Origin of the sequence: Aegicerativicinus sediminis, from assembly GCF_015476115.1 — a bacterium.
Lineage (GTDB): Bacteria > Bacteroidota > Bacteroidia > Flavobacteriales > Flavobacteriaceae > Aegicerativicinus > Aegicerativicinus sediminis.
In genome coordinates this window covers 2,484,713-2,499,841 of record NZ_CP064295.1, presented here as the reverse complement: position 1 = coordinate 2,499,841, position 15,129 = coordinate 2,484,713, and the positions used below count along the sequence as shown (strand labels likewise).

At 35.1% G+C, this 15,129-nt stretch carries 15 protein-coding genes; 10 read left to right on the top strand and 5 right to left on the bottom strand.

Annotation, left to right across the window (positions count from 1 at the left end; all coding sequences use genetic code 11):
* Positions 1-41: 41 nt before the first annotated feature.
* The gene (locus ISU00_RS10870; protein ID WP_228850684.1) at positions 42-1,262 is read right to left on the bottom strand and encodes an LVIVD repeat-containing protein; all 1,221 of its coding nucleotides are present in this window, start codon (positions 1,260-1,262) and stop codon (positions 42-44) included.
* 67 nt (positions 1,263-1,329) lie between these two features.
* Positions 1,330-2,088: a hypothetical protein gene (locus ISU00_RS10865; protein ID WP_228850683.1), complete on the bottom strand. Its 759-nt coding sequence runs from the start codon at positions 2,086-2,088 to the stop codon at positions 1,330-1,332.
* A 134-nt stretch (positions 2,089-2,222) separates the two neighbouring features.
* Here ISU00_RS10865 and miaB point away from each other — a divergent pair, with 134 nt between their 5' ends.
* From miaB to groL, 7 genes are all read left to right on the top strand, one after another.
* On the top strand, positions 2,223-3,668 hold the full coding sequence (gene miaB, locus ISU00_RS10860) for a tRNA (N6-isopentenyl adenosine(37)-C2)-methylthiotransferase MiaB (protein WP_228850682.1): 1,446 nt from the start codon (positions 2,223-2,225) through the stop codon (positions 3,666-3,668).
* A gap of 44 nt (positions 3,669-3,712) precedes the next feature.
* Positions 3,713-4,987, top strand: a complete 1,275-nt coding sequence (locus ISU00_RS10855; RefSeq protein WP_228850681.1) for a sigma-54 interaction domain-containing protein — start codon at positions 3,713-3,715, stop codon at positions 4,985-4,987.
* Between the two features lie 61 nt (positions 4,988-5,048).
* Positions 5,049-5,531, top strand: coding sequence for an LptE family protein (locus ISU00_RS10850; RefSeq protein ID WP_228853731.1), 483 nt, complete (start codon positions 5,049-5,051; stop codon positions 5,529-5,531).
* A 68-nt stretch (positions 5,532-5,599) separates the two neighbouring features.
* On the top strand, positions 5,600-6,571 hold the full coding sequence (locus ISU00_RS10845) for a tetratricopeptide repeat protein (protein ID WP_228850680.1): 972 nt from the start codon (positions 5,600-5,602) through the stop codon (positions 6,569-6,571).
* Between the two features lie 9 nt (positions 6,572-6,580).
* Complete coding sequence (secG, locus tag ISU00_RS10840) at positions 6,581-6,937, top strand: preprotein translocase subunit SecG (RefSeq protein ID WP_228850679.1); 357 nt, start codon at positions 6,581-6,583, stop codon at positions 6,935-6,937.
* A gap of 220 nt (positions 6,938-7,157) precedes the next feature.
* Complete coding sequence (locus tag ISU00_RS10835; RefSeq protein WP_228850678.1) at positions 7,158-7,433, top strand: co-chaperone GroES; 276 nt, start codon at positions 7,158-7,160, stop codon at positions 7,431-7,433.
* Between the two features lie 87 nt (positions 7,434-7,520).
* Positions 7,521-9,158: a chaperonin GroEL gene (groL, locus tag ISU00_RS10830; protein WP_228850677.1), complete on the top strand. Its 1,638-nt coding sequence runs from the start codon at positions 7,521-7,523 to the stop codon at positions 9,156-9,158.
* Between the two features lie 264 nt (positions 9,159-9,422).
* Here groL and ISU00_RS10825 read toward each other — a convergent pair whose 3' ends face one another.
* Positions 9,423-9,863: an exosortase F system-associated membrane protein gene (locus ISU00_RS10825; RefSeq protein WP_449500884.1), complete on the bottom strand. Its 441-nt coding sequence runs from the start codon at positions 9,861-9,863 to the stop codon at positions 9,423-9,425.
* Positions 9,863-10,402 carry an exosortase family protein XrtF gene (gene xrtF / locus ISU00_RS10820; protein ID WP_228850675.1) on the bottom strand — a complete coding sequence of 180 codons (540 nt, stop codon included), beginning with the start codon at positions 10,400-10,402 and terminating at the stop codon, positions 9,863-9,865. The genes ISU00_RS10825 and xrtF overlap by 1 nt, the downstream gene beginning before the upstream one ends.
* Before the next feature lie 97 nt (positions 10,403-10,499).
* Here xrtF and ISU00_RS10815 point away from each other — a divergent pair, with 97 nt between their 5' ends.
* Complete coding sequence (locus ISU00_RS10815) at positions 10,500-10,955, top strand: GAF domain-containing protein (protein WP_228850674.1); 456 nt, start codon at positions 10,500-10,502, stop codon at positions 10,953-10,955.
* Here the strand turns inward: ISU00_RS10815 and ISU00_RS10810 are convergent, their stop codons facing one another.
* Positions 10,956-12,206: an ABC transporter permease gene (locus tag ISU00_RS10810; protein ID WP_228850673.1), complete on the bottom strand. Its 1,251-nt coding sequence runs from the start codon at positions 12,204-12,206 to the stop codon at positions 10,956-10,958.
* Positions 12,207-12,392: 186 nt separating this feature from the next.
* Between ISU00_RS10810 and purH the strand changes: the two genes are divergently transcribed.
* Positions 12,393-13,925 (top strand): bifunctional phosphoribosylaminoimidazolecarboxamide formyltransferase/IMP cyclohydrolase, encoded by a 1,533-nt coding sequence (gene purH, locus ISU00_RS10805; protein ID WP_228850672.1) that lies wholly within the window; start codon positions 12,393-12,395, stop codon positions 13,923-13,925.
* Between the two features lie 166 nt (positions 13,926-14,091).
* Entirely contained in the window at positions 14,092-15,120 is a 1,029-nt protein-coding gene (locus tag ISU00_RS10800; RefSeq protein ID WP_228850671.1) for a rod shape-determining protein, read from the top strand.
* Positions 15,121-15,129: the final 9 nt, after the last annotated feature.

Below are 15,129 nucleotides of genomic sequence, written 5' to 3'. Positions count from 1 at the left end.
TTTCTCAATTTTAAAAACTTGTAGTGAGAAAATCTTATTTATTAATAATTTAAAATGCTTAAAAGCTGAAGATTATCACCATTTAATTTGTACTGGCGTAGTTCAGAATCGCCAGTAACTAGTATTTTATCCTCTAATGGGATAACATCTTTAGCAAATGTTCCGCTAACCTTAGAAATCAAACTCAATTCTTTAGGATTAGTTCTGTTGTACATTTTCAACCCGGCATTACCATCACAGACTATTAAGGCGTTACCCGCTATTCCTAATCCATATGGATTTTCTAATAAATACCTGTTTGCCAATGTAGGGTTTGTTTTGTCGCTTATATCTATTACTTCTAGTGCACTTTCCTGTACTCCACACATGTTACCACCTCTTAAAGTAACATAGGCCACATCACCATCTACTACTACAGGGTCGCACGATTCCCAATGTGTAAACTCTGAAATATAGTTGGGATTTGCCGCATCTTCCAATCCATATATATACATTCCATTAGAACTGCCTAAATAAAGGTAGTCATCTGCATAAAACATAGTTTCCACATTAAAACCCGCATAAAATTTATTTTGGAAAGTAGGCGAAGATAAATTTGATAAATCGAAAACAAACATCTCATCCAAATCGACGGTATAAAGTTTATCTTTTACAACTTGAAATCTAGCAAGTGAACCGCCCTGACCAGTATCTCCACTTGCAGAATTCGTGGCTACTTCATTAATAAGCCAACGTTCATCCATTACTTCCTGTTTTACTTTCGTTAGTTCCCATCCAACGATAACCTCCATTTCAGGATTAAAAGTTCCAAAATCTGCATAGGACGCCTCCTCTGGAAAGTTATAATTATATTCATCGAAGACATCTTCGACCCTATTCTCAAGTTTAATATTATTAATATCTCCAATATTAAAAACCAATAAATCAGTTGCACTGTCAGCATACAAATAATCCGCCTTTATAGAGATATCAACATTTCCAGGAACCTTGATGAAAAATTTTAGTTGAGGGGATTGAGGATTAGTATTGTCGATAACGTGTATTCCTTCAAAGTTATCATTGATGAATATATAGTTTTTATATGCATATATTTTTCCAGCCTCCTCTATTGAGTGGGGAGCTTGTACCTCAACTGAACTTCTGAATTCTGATTTAGAAATTAAGACTGGGGTTGCAACCGTTATGGTTTCAACTTCTGAATCATCTGACTGACAAGAGGAAAATAATACAGCAAATAGGACAAATAGATAGATTGGTTTCATTGTTTAAAGTTTGATTAATTTCCTATAAGATGACCCAATCAATAAATAGTTGCGTTAATTTTAAGGATTATTTTAGGATATTTTCAGTTTCGAACCCCACTGCCTTTTTATAAATAAAGTATAGTGGATGATATGCAAATGGTGCCGTTACAATGCTACCAATACCACACAATAGAAATCCAACAATAGCCGCAAGAATACTGCAGACGAAATACAGACCAAAGGTTATTAGCCATTTTTTTGTTCCTAAATTAAAACTTGCTTTTATAATTTCACCGGCACTCAATTCAATATTGAAAGCAAATATTACATTTATTAAGGCAATAGGAACCATTACAAAAAAAAGCGGCAATACAAATAGCAGCATTGCAACAACAGAAATCAAAATAATTGCTAGAACAAGAACAAAAGCTCTCCCTAAATACGGATTCTTGAAATAATAAAACAATTCACCTATTTTTGATTCCACTCCTTCATCAAGACGCTTTAATATTCTAAAAAAGCCCGCATGTACCAAAAGGCTTAGGGTTGCGATAACCAAAATGCCAATAAAAAAGAAGACTACATAAATTAAGGAGAAACTGCTCATTACATCTTCATAGGCCGATGGATCCACCGTACTATTATTAGGATCCGTCCAAAGCGCTACTACAAAAGGCAAATAAATAATAAAAAGAAAAGGTAAGATTAAGACAAAAATCAGCAATTGCATTACTAATCCATGAACTATACTCTTTTTGTATAAATCGATTGAATTATTAAAGATTTCTCCAAAATCTAAAGGAATATTTCGGTTTATGCGCTCTTGGATTTGTGCGAAGGTCATGGTTGTTGATTTTAAATGTTAAAGGTATTATTAAAATTGGCAATCCTCCAAATTATTTACAACTGTCAGATTGTCATAAACGTAAATAAATCCTATCTTTGCCGACCAATCTCAAAAAAACCAATTTTAGGTAAATGGAAAAGGTTATAAATGAATCCCAACAAGGACAAAGCCTTGTTTTAGAACAAGATAAAAAGAATTCACGTAAACTTTATATTGAAAGTTATGGCTGTCAAATGAATTTTAGTGACAGCGAAATTGTGGCTTCTATTCTTGCAAATGAAGGGTTCAATACTACAAATAACATTGAAGATGCAGACTTAGTTTTGGTAAACACCTGCTCCATTAGAGACAAGGCAGAGCAAACCGTGCGCAAACGTTTGGAACATTATAATTCTGTAAAGAAAATAAATCCAGGAATGAAGGTTGGCGTTTTGGGTTGTATGGCCGAACGCCTGAAAAGTCAGTTTTTGGAAGAAGAAAAAATTGTTGATTTAGTAGTAGGCCCTGATGCATACAAAGACCTTCCTAATTTAATCTCAGAAGTAGATGAAGGTCGGGATGCCGTTAATGTCATCCTTTCAAAGGATGAGACGTATGGAGATGTGGCTCCGGTAAGATTAAATAGTAATGGAGTTACAGCTTTTGTTTCAATCACAAGGGGATGCGACAACATGTGTACATTTTGTGTTGTTCCATTCACAAGAGGAAGGGAAAGAAGCAGAGATCCACAAAGTATAATTGAGGAAGTAAATGATCTTTGGGAAAGGGGGTACAAAGAAGTTACACTTTTAGGCCAAAATGTTGACAGTTATTTATGGTATGGTGGTGGTTTGAAAAAAGATTTTGAAAAGGCTTCAGACCTACAAAAGGCTACCGCTGTGAATTTCGCCAATCTCCTTGATATGTGCGCTATTGCACAACCAAAGATGCGTTTTAGGTTTTCAACCTCAAACCCACAGGATATGACATTGGATGTTATCGAGATCATGGCAAAACATGCGAATATTTGTAATTATATTCATTTACCGGTCCAAAGTGGCAGCAATAGGGTTTTAAAAGCAATGAACCGCCAACATACCCGGGAAGAGTATTTTGATTTGATTGACAACATTAAGAAAATTATTCCTGATTGTGCTATCAGCCAAGATATGATTGCAGGTTTTCCTACTGAAACAGAGGAGGATCACAAAGACACACTTTCTCTAATGGAATATGTAAAATATGATTTTGGGTTCATGTTTGCCTATTCAGAAAGGCCAGGCACTCTTGCAGCAAGAAAATTAGAAGATGATATTGAAGAGCCAATTAAAAAGAGACGCTTACAGGAAATTATACGATTACAACAAAAGCACAGCCTTTATAGAACCCAACAACACCTCGGTAAAATAGAGGAAGTGTTAATTGAAAAAGAATCTAAAAAATCTTCCTTGCATTGGTCTGGCCGTAATTCTCAGAATACGGTAGTGGTTTTCCCAAAAGAAAATTACAAACCTGGAGACTTTGTCAATGTTAAGATTATCGATTGTACTAGTGCTACATTGATTGGCGAGGCTGTAGGGTACTCGAATAATAATTAGAAAACAAATTATAATACTTACTCTTTCAATAGAAACTAGGGTTTATGGAATCAGTTCAGGCGATTAAACAACGATTTGGCATTATAGGTAACGATCCGAAATTGAATCGGGCCATTGAAAAAGCAATTCAAGTTGCGCCGACGGACATATCTGTTTTGGTTACCGGAGAAAGTGGAGTTGGAAAGGAAAGTATTCCAAAAATTATTCACCAACTTTCTCATCGAAAGCATGGAAAATATATAGCAGTAAACTGTGGAGCAATTCCGGAAGGAACTATAGACAGCGAATTATTTGGGCACGAAAAAGGTGCTTTTACCGGAGCAACTCAAACTAGAAATGGATATTTTGAAGTTGCCGATGGCGGTACGATATTTCTAGATGAAGTAGGCGAACTTCCCTTGCCTACCCAAGTAAGATTGCTTAGGGTTCTTGAAAATGGGGAATTTATGAAAGTTGGATCTAGTAAGGTACAGAAAACAAATGTCCGTATTGTTGCCGCAACAAACGTTAACATGTTTGAAGCGATTAAAAAAGAACATTTCAGAGAGGACCTTTATTATCGTTTAAGTACAGTAGAAATTCACATTCCGCCATTGCGCGAACGAAAAGATGACATTCATCTTCTTTTCAGAAAATTTGCAAGTGATTTTGCCCTTAAATACAAGATGCCTACCATTAAATTAACCGATGAGGCCGTTTCCTTGTTGTTAAAACATAGGTGGGGCGGAAATATTAGACAATTAAGAAATATTGCTGAACAAATTTCCGTTTTAGAGCAGAATAGAACAATTGACTTAAAAACTTTACAGTCTTATCTTCCTGATTCCTCGCATAATTTGCCGGCGGTAATTAAACATACTAAATCTGATTCTGACTTTAGCAGTGAAAGAGAAATCTTGTATAAGGTATTGTTCGATATGAAAAATGACCTTAACGATTTGAAAAAGTTGACTTTAGAATTAATGAAGAATGGCAATGTCAAGGAGGTCACCAAGGATAATGAATCTCTAATTCAGAAAATTTACGGAACTGAAGAACAGACCTATGATGGGGATATCGAAGATTTAGAAGTTCTTTCAATTCCTGAACAAACTGAACTCACCACAAAACCTCAAGAAACTGTAATTCCAAATTCTAATGACAAATACCATTTTGCTGAAGAAATTGAAGAAGAGGAAACATTATCATTACAGGACAAGGAATTGGAATTAATCAAAAAATCTCTTGAGCGACACAACGGAAAACGTAAATTAGCGGCTGCAGAATTAGGAATCAGTGAGCGCACACTCTATAGAAAAATTAAGCAATACGATTTATAACCTTCAAATGGTTCAGCTATTTAAAAGACTTTATCTGAACAAAATTTTGACCATCTTAACCATGGTTGGAATTTCTGGGCTTTTCTCCAGTTGTGGTATTTATTCGTTTTCAGGCATTTCAATACCTGCAGGTACCGAGACATTCCAAGTAAATTACTTTCAAAATAACGCTCTTTTGGTAGAACCAGGATTGGATAGGGATTTCACTATTGCTTTACAAGATTTAATATTGAATCAAACCAATTTAAGTTTAGTAAATTCAAATGGGGATCTCACTTATGAAGGAGAAATTACTGAATATCGAATTTCACCAACAACAGCCCAATCAAATAGTACGGCAGCACAGAACAGGCTAACTATTGGGGTAAACGTTAGGTTTTATGACAAATCTCAACCAGATGAAGAATTTGAACAGCGGTTTTCTTTTTTCTATGATTATCCTGCTGCCGCCCAATTAATTGGAGCACAAAAAGACACTGCGATCGAACTAATCTTCGAGCGGCTCACCCAGGATATTTTTAATGCGACCCTAGCAAAATGGTAAGAAATTAATGAGAGGTTAGAAAATTCCATTTTAACCCTTTATTTTTATAATGTAGTAGAAGGAATTTAATGCAATTAACAACCAAAACTTTTAATCAACTCTTACAAGATCCACAAACCTTAACGGTGGATCAAACTAGCGAAATTGCATCTTTTCTAAAAAACTACCCCTATGTTCAGTGTGCAAGGGCCATTTACTTGAAGGGTTTAAAAAACACTAACAGCGGTTTATACAATCAAGAGTTAAAAACTACAGCGGCCTACACCACGGATCGCAGCATCCTTTTTGATTTTATTACTTCGGAAGAATTTAAGCAGAATGCCATATCTAAATCTATAAAGAAGAATTTTGCTCATCTAAAGGAGATGGAAGTTCACGGAATAGAAGATATATCTGTACGTAAAAGTGTTATAATTGATGATGCATTAAAAGAGCACATAAAGAATTCTGAACCTGTCTTAGATCCAGAATTGTTTCAGGTGAAAGTAACTCCAAAAAAAGTCGCCAATATCGATTTTTCAAACAATTCCACACCTGAATCTGAAGATAAAAAAACTGAAATTTCAACTCCTATTTCTGCTGAATCAAAATTAGGAATTGGAACCCCGTTGGAATTTGAGGAAAATGAGACCCACTCATTTTCAGAATGGTTAAAACTTACTAGATTTAAACCAATTGATCGGTCTAATGAAGTTAATTCTGAAACGGAAAATGTCAACCATAAAGAGAATCAAAGTGTCATTACATCCAATTTACTAGAGCATAAAGTAGAACAAAAATTCGAACTTATAGATCGCTTCTTGGAAAGCAACCCTAAAATTGTTCCTTCAAAAGAATTTGAGTCAAAACCAAAATTGGTAAGAGATGAGATGCCACACGAAGGTCTAATGACAGAGACTTTAGCCCGTATTTATTTGGAACAAAAAAATTACGATAAAGCGATTCAATCTTATAAAATTTTAAGTTTGAAATATCCGGAAAAAAGTAGTTTCTTTGCAGACCAAATTAAAGCTGTAAAGGAAATACAGGCGAAAAATTAATTCAGAGAGATGAGTACGTTTACAATATTTTTATTTTTAATCATCATCGTTGCATTCCTGCTAGTGGTTGTTATTATGGTTCAAAATCCAAAAGGTGGAGGTCTTTCATCTTCTTTTGGCGGTGGAGGAACTCAACAATTGGGTGGAGTAAAGAAAACAACAGATTTCTTGGATAAGAGCACATGGACTTTGGCAACGGTTCTTTTAGCATTAATACTTGCTTCTAATTTAACGATTCCAAAAGCTGGCAATAATGCAGAATCTAAAGCTTTAGACAACTCTGGAACCCCAACTGACACTCAAGTTCCATTAAATACACCGGCACAACAAGATACACCAGCAACAGTTGGAGATTCTGTGAATTAAAATTCAAACTAACAATATTTAAAAATGTCAGCCTCGGTTGGCATTTTTTTATGCCATAATCACAGCATTTTGCTGCCACGTTGATAAAGGGAATCTTTTGAGAATCCCATAAACTACAATGTTTCTGCAAGTTTGTCAGTCTGTTTCCATTGGCATCATTTTCGCTTCAGTGATGGTCGTGTATAAAAATTCTAATCAATAAATTAAATTATATAAACAAATGGCAATAAACATTAAACCTTTAGCAGATAGGGTTCTTGTTGAACCGGTTGCAGCTGAAACTAAAACCGCAGCTGGGATTATCATTCCTGATAATGCAAAAGAAAAACCTCAAAAAGGAAAAGTCATCGCTGTTGGCGATGGAAAGAAGGATGAGCCTTTAACCGTTAAAGTAGGTGACACTGTACTTTATGGAAAATATTCTGGTACAGAGTTAAAATTAGATGGCGTTGATTACTTGATTATGAAGGAGAGTGACATTCTAGCCATTGTCTAACATTTGTGAAATTTCAACTAAAAATTAACAATAATCCAGATTTTGAATTTAGGTTCAAAACAAGGTAAAAACTTTAAACATATAATTATGGCAAAAGATATAAAATTTGATGTAGATGCTAGAGACGGTATCAAGAGAGGCGTCGACGCACTGGCAAATGCAGTAAAAGTTACTTTGGGTCCTAAAGGCCGAAATGTTATTATCAGCAAATCCTTTGGTGCACCACAAGTAACAAAAGATGGTGTTACAGTAGCTAAGGAAATTGAGTTGGCTGACGAAATGGAAAACATGGGTGCACAAATGGTGAAAGAAGTTGCATCAAAAACCAACGATTTGGCTGGTGATGGAACTACCACTGCCACTGTCTTGGCTCAAGCAATCGTTAAGGAAGGATTGAAAAACGTTGCTGCTGGAGCAAACCCAATGGATTTAAAAAGAGGAATTGATAAAGCTGTTGAAGCGGTAACAAAAGACCTTGAAAAACAAGCAAAACAGGTAGGAAACTCATCTGAAAAAATTAAGCAAGTTGCTTCTATTTCTGCAAACAATGACGATACAATTGGAGAATTGATTGCACAGGCTTTCGGAAAGGTGGGTAAAGAAGGTGTTATCACAGTTGAAGAGGCAAAAGGCACAGATACCTATGTTGATGTTGTAGAAGGAATGCAGTTTGACAGAGGTTACCTTTCTCCATATTTTGTGACAGATGCAGATAAAATGGTTGCTGATTTAGAAAATCCATACATTTTATTATTTGATAAAAAGATCTCTAATCTTCAAGAAATACTTCCAATATTGGAGCCAGTCGCACAGTCAGGCCGTCCTTTATTAATTATTGCTGAGGATGTAGAAGGTCAAGCTCTTGCAACTTTAGTGGTTAACAAATTAAGAGGTGGTTTAAAAATCGCTGCTGTTAAAGCTCCTGGATTTGGAGACAGAAGAAAAGCTATGTTAGAGGACATTGCTATCCTTACTGGAGGTACAGTTATTTCTGAAGAAAGAGGTTTCACATTGGAGAACGCAGACATCAGTATGTTAGGAACCGCAGAGACTGTTACAATAGATAAAGACAACACTACAATTGTAAATGGTAAAGGAAAACCAGCTGATATTAAAGCGAGAGTTAACCAAATCAAATCTCAAATCGAAACAACAACTTCAGATTACGATCGCGAAAAACTTCAAGAGCGTCTAGCTAAATTAGCAGGTGGTGTAGCAGTACTTTATGTTGGTGCAGCAAGTGAAGTTGAGATGAAAGAGAAAAAAGATCGCGTTGATGATGCCTTACATGCAACTAGAGCCGCAGTTGAAGAAGGAATCGTTGCAGGTGGTGGAGTTGCACTTGTAAGAGCTAAGAAAGTCCTTGAGAAATTGAGTACTGATAATTTAGATGAAACCACAGGTGTTCAGATAGTTAACAAAGCGATAGAATCTCCTTTAAGAACTATTGTTGAGAATGCTGGCGGTGAAGGATCTGTTGTAATCAACAAAGTATTGGAAGGTAAGAATGATTTCGGTTACGATGCTAAGTCGGAAAAATATGTAGACATGATGAAGGCAGGTATTATTGATCCTAAAAAAGTGACTAGGATAGCCTTAGAAAATGCTGCATCTGTTTCGGGAATGATTTTAACTACTGAATGTGCTTTATTTGATATAAAAGAGGATTCTCCTGCTGGAGGCGGTATGCCACCTATGGGCGGTGGAATGCCAGGCATGATGTAATTTAGTATATTCCAAAAAATTAAAAACCACCTTTAAAAGGTGGTTTTTTCATTTATAGCGGTTCATCCGAAATGAACCTAACCAAAACTACTTCTTTTTAGGAGTAGCAGGTTTGGCCTTGTCTTGCTTTTTCTTTGGGGTCGAAGCAGGTTTGGCTTTTCCGCCGGTCTGTTTTGTTGCCATAGTGACATTTATTTAATTGAATTAAAGGTATTCGAAAAACCAATTCAAAAACTAATTTTAGCACTATTTTAATTGAAATATTTAGGTCTTCACTTTCTTTAAAAAATGATAATAAAATGCAGGCAACAATACAATTAAGAATATAGGCTGAATTAAAAATCTTCTGAAATAAAAAAACATATAATAATCTTCCTGGCGTGGATTAATTACAAAATACAAGTAAATGCCTATCAGAAATAGAAATGACACTCCGTATAAAATTAAGCTGAAGGAAACTACAGATTTTCGTTTAAAAATTATAAAAAGTATCCCAATAGAGATAGCACTATTTAAAAAATAACGCAAACCAGTAAAAAAGGTAAGTTTGGCAACTTCTCTTCGAGGACTATCAATCCGTAAATAGTCATCTCTAAAAAATTTCAAATAAGGATCATAAAACAATTCATTCTCAAAAAAACGAATAGCTACTAATAAAGAAAATAAAATAAAAAGCAACCCATAATCCTTAAAAGAAAGTCGCATCATTTTAAATTATTTGAGACCAACTTAACCCATATCATCCATAAGATGAAAACCATTCCATAAATAATTAGCGGAAATATCACCGAGTGTAAAATTTCCTCTCTCCAAGGATATAAATAAAGCCCCACAGTAAGTATAGAAATCCTCAATAAATTAACCGTATAAATTAATACAGAACCCGAAAGGATAAAAAAAAGTGTTGGTTTCCATTTTCCTCCGAAGGCTAATACAAACGATAAAAACAAAATGATAACACTAATGGAATTGCATCCCTCAACTATCCTTGCTAAATATTTACCTTCAATGATAACCTTTATTGAGGGCTCTTCAGTATGGTTTTCCAAATCTATTGAATAACCTAAAGACTCTGTTATTAAAGTGCTTTGTCTCGCAACTAAATTCGTTAAATAATCTGGAAAATACTTACCCCCAACAGACCTATCTAAATAAAAATTGTATGCCAATGATAGGATTAAATAAACCACAGCGAAGATGACTACAAAATTTATTACTGGCCTGTATTTTTTAACTAATTTCAAGAAAATGTAAGCAGGATTTAAAAGTTCAGTAAATTAATAGATTAACTAGCTTTGAATTCAAGACTTATGAATAATTTTACCAAAACTAAGGTATATAATGAAATTAGAGGATTTAAAACCACAAATAAATACTATCATATCAGACGGCACGCTCGCTGTAGATCAAAAGCTCTATAACATTTGTAAAACCCTTGAAGAAAATATTTCATATTATGATTGGGTTGGATTTTATTTTAAAAATGGCGATAAAAATGAATTGAAACTTGGCCCTTATGTCGGAGAACCGACAGACCATGTAATTATTCCTTTTGGCAAAGGGATTTGTGGACAAGTTGCACTGAGCAATCAGAACTTTGTCGTTCCAGATGTTACTCTCCAAGAAAATTATATCGCATGTAGTATTACCGTAAAAGCCGAAATAGTAATTCCGATATTCAAGAATGGAGAAAACATAGGTCAAATAGATATAGACTCAAAAACCATAGATCCGTTTACCGAGTCTGATGAGCAATTTTTAGAGTTCGTATGCGAAAAAGTTTCACAGATATTGTAACTACATCCCCGTTCTAATAGCGTCCACTGGATCTAATCTAGATGCAGACAAGGCAGGCAAAATTCCTGCAGCCAAACCAATTATAGTTGATAGTGTAAAACCAAGAATCATATTACCAAATGACAGAACAAATTCAAAAGTACCTGTAAACGTTGAAGCAATTAAAGTAATAATCCAAACTAGGATTAACCCTACCACCCCTCCTACTAATGCCAAAATAATGGCCTCAAACAAAAATTGAAATAGAATGAATTTGTTTTTGGCTCCTAATGACTTTTGTATTCCTATAAGATTGGTGCGCTCCTTAACGCTCACAAACATAATATTGGCAATACCAAATCCACCTACAAGTAAAGAAAATCCCGAAATTGCCCAACCCACGGTATTTAATATCCCAAAAATCTGATCTATGGCATTCGTCATGCCTGACAATTCAGAAATGAAAAAAGTATCTATTTCACCGGCCTTAATACCCCGCATGTTTCTTAACTTCTGACGCAGCAATTCTTTAAATGCTTCTAAATCTGCCTCCTTCTCCGGTTTAATTACAATTAATGCCCTAATGAAATTTGAATTTTCAGATCTAAATCTTCTTACAAAGTTTATAGGCACTAAACCCTTCTCGTCGGGATTTCCAAAGATGGAGGAACCATACTTTTTAAGTACTCCTACAACCGTTAACTTTCGCCCATATACACGTATTTGTTTCCCTATGGGGTCAGCACTCCCGAATAAATTTTCAGCACTGTCATAACCCAATACAATTATTGGCGCTCCACTGACCGCTTCACCCTCTGTAAAAAAACGTCCACGTTCAACAATAAAATCATTCACTCTGTAAATACCTTCAGTAACTGCCTGAATAGGTATATTCTCTAATGTTTTATCTTGATATTTAACTGTTTCGCGAGTATCTGAAAATGCATATGCTATTGCATCAACATCAGGTAAATTTTTGGAGAGATTGTCGAACTCATCATACTTTGGTTGAGGAAAATTCTGCCACTGCCACCTTGGAACTTCTGTTGGCCTAAATGAAAAGCTTGTAACATAAATAGTCCGGTTATCCAAGCCAGAAAGTAAATCAGTAATGTTTTGCTTCAAAGAGTCAACTGCAGCAAGCACTGCAATAATAGAAAAGATACCAACAGTTATGCCCAATAAACTTAAAAAGGTTCGTAGTTTATTGTTTCGTAGGGCATTTAATGCAAAGGCAAAACTTTCTTTAAATAATCGAAGATATATCAGCATAAAACAATCTGAAAATTCAGTTGGTTAAAGATAGGTCGTTTTAAACTTTTTGATGTTACAAATTTTAAGATTATTAGTTGAAAGAAGGTATATGATTTGCCTTATAGAATATGTATTTTTGCAACGTGAAAATCACAGGAAAAACATTCTACAATTTTTTAAAATTCAATCACAAATAATTTGGCTATGAGCGGCACCAAAAAAATATCTTCAGCCCTAATTTCAGTATTTAGCAAAGACGGACTAGAACCTTTAGTTAAAAAACTAGACAGTTTGGGAGTTACTATTTATTCAACTGGTGGAACTGAAAATTATTTAAAGGGGCTAGGCATAAATGTGGTTGCTGTGGAAAGCGTAACTTCTTATCCTTCAATTTTAGGAGGAAGAGTTAAAACCCTTCATCCTAAAGTATTTGGAGGAATTTTAAATAGGCAAAACAATAAAAGTGACGTGGCTGAATTGGCAGACTACGAAATTCCACAAATAGATTTGGTAATCGTCGACTTATATCCATTTGAAAAAACGGTAGCCTCAGGAGATACCCACCAAAACATCATAGAAAAAATAGATATTGGTGGTATTAGCTTAATAAGAGCCGCAGCTAAGAATTATGCTGATGTAGTTTGTTTATCCTCAATGGAAGATTATGACCAGCTTTTAAAGATTTTAAATGAAAAGGGTGGTGAAACTTCAGAGGATGAACGCAAAATGTTTGCAACAAAAGCATTCAATATTACCTCTCATTATGATACAGCCATTTTTAACTATTTCAATAAAGACCAGGAGATTTCAGCACTTAAAATAAGTGAAACTAATGGACAAGATTTGCGTTATGGTGAAAATCCCCATCAGAAGGGTTATTTCTATGGAGATTTCGACAGGATGTTCACCAAATTACACGGTAAAGAACTCTCCTATAACAATCTTTTAGATGTAGATGCGGCTGTTAATCTTATAAATGAATTCAAAAATGATGATCCTACCTTCGCAATTTTAAAACATAATAATGCTTGTGGCTTGGCCACTAGAAATACATTGGCAAATGCTTATAAAGACGCACTTGCTGGTGACCCAGTTTCAGCATTTGGAGGGATTTTAATGGCAAATAGAACCATAGATAAAGACACTGCTGATGAAATAAACTCCCTCTTCTGTGAGGTTGTAATTGCTCCTAACTTTTCTGAAGAAGCTTTAGAAATTTTAAAAAGCAAAAAGAATAGAATTTTATTAATCCTTCATGACAGAGAGTTGGCTCCAACTACTGTTAGGACATGCCTTAATGGAGTGCTAGTACAGGATAGGGATAACAAAACTGATCAAGCTGATGATCTAGAAGTTGTTACTAAAGCAAAACCATCAGATAAGGCTGTAGCCGATTTGTTGTTCGCTTCAAAAATTTGTAAACACACCAAGTCAAATACTATAGTCCTTGCTAAGGATAACCAATTATTATCAAGTGGAACTGGGCAGACAAGTAGAGTTGATGCATTAAACCAAGCTATTCATAAGGCAAAAAGTTTCAATTTCGATTTAAAAGATGCTGTGATGGCATCTGATGCATTTTTCCCATTTCCAGACTGTGTTGAAATTGCAGGTAATGCCGGGATAACATCAGTTATTCAACCTGGAGGATCAATTAAGGATCAATTAAGCATCGATTATTGCAACGAACACCAAATGTCAATGGTTTTTACTGGGACTAGACATTTCAAACATTAATTTAGATTGGTGATTTATAGTTGATTATTAAAACTGTTAATAACCTTAAAATAAATACCAAAATCTCGAAACAATTTTGTCAGTTATTATTAGTTTAGTTTTACTACATTTACGATTAATCGAAGTTTTCGCACCTATCAACCCAAACAATTCATTGTAAAAGCATATGGGATTTTTTGATTTCTTAACAGAAGAAATAGCTATAGACCTAGGTACCGCAAATACCTTGATTATCCATAACGATAAGGTCGTTGTTGATAGTCCATCAATTGTGGCTAGGGATCGAATAAATAATAAAATTATTGCTGTTGGTAAAGAAGCCAACATGATGCAAGGTAAAACCCATGAGAACATTAAAACCATTCGTCCATTAAAGGATGGAGTGATTGCTGATTTTGACGCTTCTGAACAGATGATCAGTATGTTTATCAAAAATATACCGGCATTAAAAAAGAAATTGTTCTCTCCTGCACTTAGAATGGTTGTTTGTATACCCTCTGGAATTACTGAAGTGGAGATGCGTGCTGTTAAGGAATCATGTGAAAGGGTAAACGGAAAGGAAGTCTATCTCATCCACGAACCAATGGCTGCGGCCATAGGTATCGGTATTGATATTATGCAGCCAAAAGGCAACATGATTGTGGATATAGGGGGAGGGACCACTGAAATTGCAGTAATTGCATTAGGAGGTATTGTATGCGATAAATCCGTAAAGGTCGCAGGTGACGTTTTCACTAACGACATTATTTACTATATGCGCACCCAACATAACCTATATGTTGGTGATAGAACTGCTGAAAAGATTAAAATTCAGATTGGTGCAGCAACTGAAGATTTAGAACTTCCTCCTGAAGAAATGAGTGTACAAGGAAGAGATTTACTTACAGGTAAACCAAAACAGGTACAAATTTCGTATAGAGAAATAGCTAAAGCATTAGATAAATCTATTTTACGCATAGAAGATTCTGTAATGGAAACCTTGTCCCAAACTCCACCAGAGCTAGCTGCAGATATTTATAATACGGGTATCTACTTAGCTGGGGGTGGCTCCATGCTTAGAGGGTTAGATAAACGTCTTTCCCAAAAAACTGATTTACCGGTTTACATAGCGGAAGACCCTCTTCGAGCTGTAGTAAGAGGAACAGGAATTACATTAAAAAATCTTTCTAAATACAAAAGCGTATTGATTAAATAACACCAATAA

What these genes read in the sequence shown, in the direction of transcription:
- ISU00_RS10870 (WP_228850684.1), bottom strand. Translation starts at nt 1,262, where the DNA reads ATGAAACCAATCTATCTATTTGTCCTATTTGCTGTATTATTTTCCTCT.
- ISU00_RS10865 (WP_228850683.1), bottom strand. Translation starts at nt 2,088, where the DNA reads ATGACCTTCGCACAAATCCAAGAGCGCATAAACCGAAATATTCCTTTA.
- miaB (WP_228850682.1), top strand. Translation starts at nt 2,223, where the DNA reads ATGGAAAAGGTTATAAATGAATCCCAACAAGGACAAAGCCTTGTTTTA.
- ISU00_RS10855 (WP_228850681.1), top strand. Translation starts at nt 3,713, where the DNA reads ATGGAATCAGTTCAGGCGATTAAACAACGATTTGGCATTATAGGTAAC.
- ISU00_RS10850 (WP_228853731.1), top strand. Translation starts at nt 5,049, where the DNA reads ATGGTTGGAATTTCTGGGCTTTTCTCCAGTTGTGGTATTTATTCGTTT.
- ISU00_RS10845 (WP_228850680.1), top strand. Translation starts at nt 5,600, where the DNA reads ATGCAATTAACAACCAAAACTTTTAATCAACTCTTACAAGATCCACAA.
- secG (WP_228850679.1), top strand. Translation starts at nt 6,581, where the DNA reads ATGAGTACGTTTACAATATTTTTATTTTTAATCATCATCGTTGCATTC.
- ISU00_RS10835 (WP_228850678.1), top strand. Translation starts at nt 7,158, where the DNA reads ATGGCAATAAACATTAAACCTTTAGCAGATAGGGTTCTTGTTGAACCG.
- groL (WP_228850677.1), top strand. Translation starts at nt 7,521, where the DNA reads ATGGCAAAAGATATAAAATTTGATGTAGATGCTAGAGACGGTATCAAG.
- ISU00_RS10825 (WP_449500884.1), bottom strand. Translation starts at nt 9,863, where the DNA reads ATGCGACTTTCTTTTAAGGATTATGGGTTGCTTTTTATTTTATTTTCT.
- ISU00_RS10815 (WP_228850674.1), top strand. Translation starts at nt 10,500, where the DNA reads ATGAAATTAGAGGATTTAAAACCACAAATAAATACTATCATATCAGAC.
- ISU00_RS10810 (WP_228850673.1), bottom strand. Translation starts at nt 12,206, where the DNA reads ATGCTGATATATCTTCGATTATTTAAAGAAAGTTTTGCCTTTGCATTA.
- purH (WP_228850672.1), top strand. Translation starts at nt 12,393, where the DNA reads ATGAGCGGCACCAAAAAAATATCTTCAGCCCTAATTTCAGTATTTAGC.
- ISU00_RS10800 (WP_228850671.1), top strand. Translation starts at nt 14,092, where the DNA reads ATGGGATTTTTTGATTTCTTAACAGAAGAAATAGCTATAGACCTAGGT.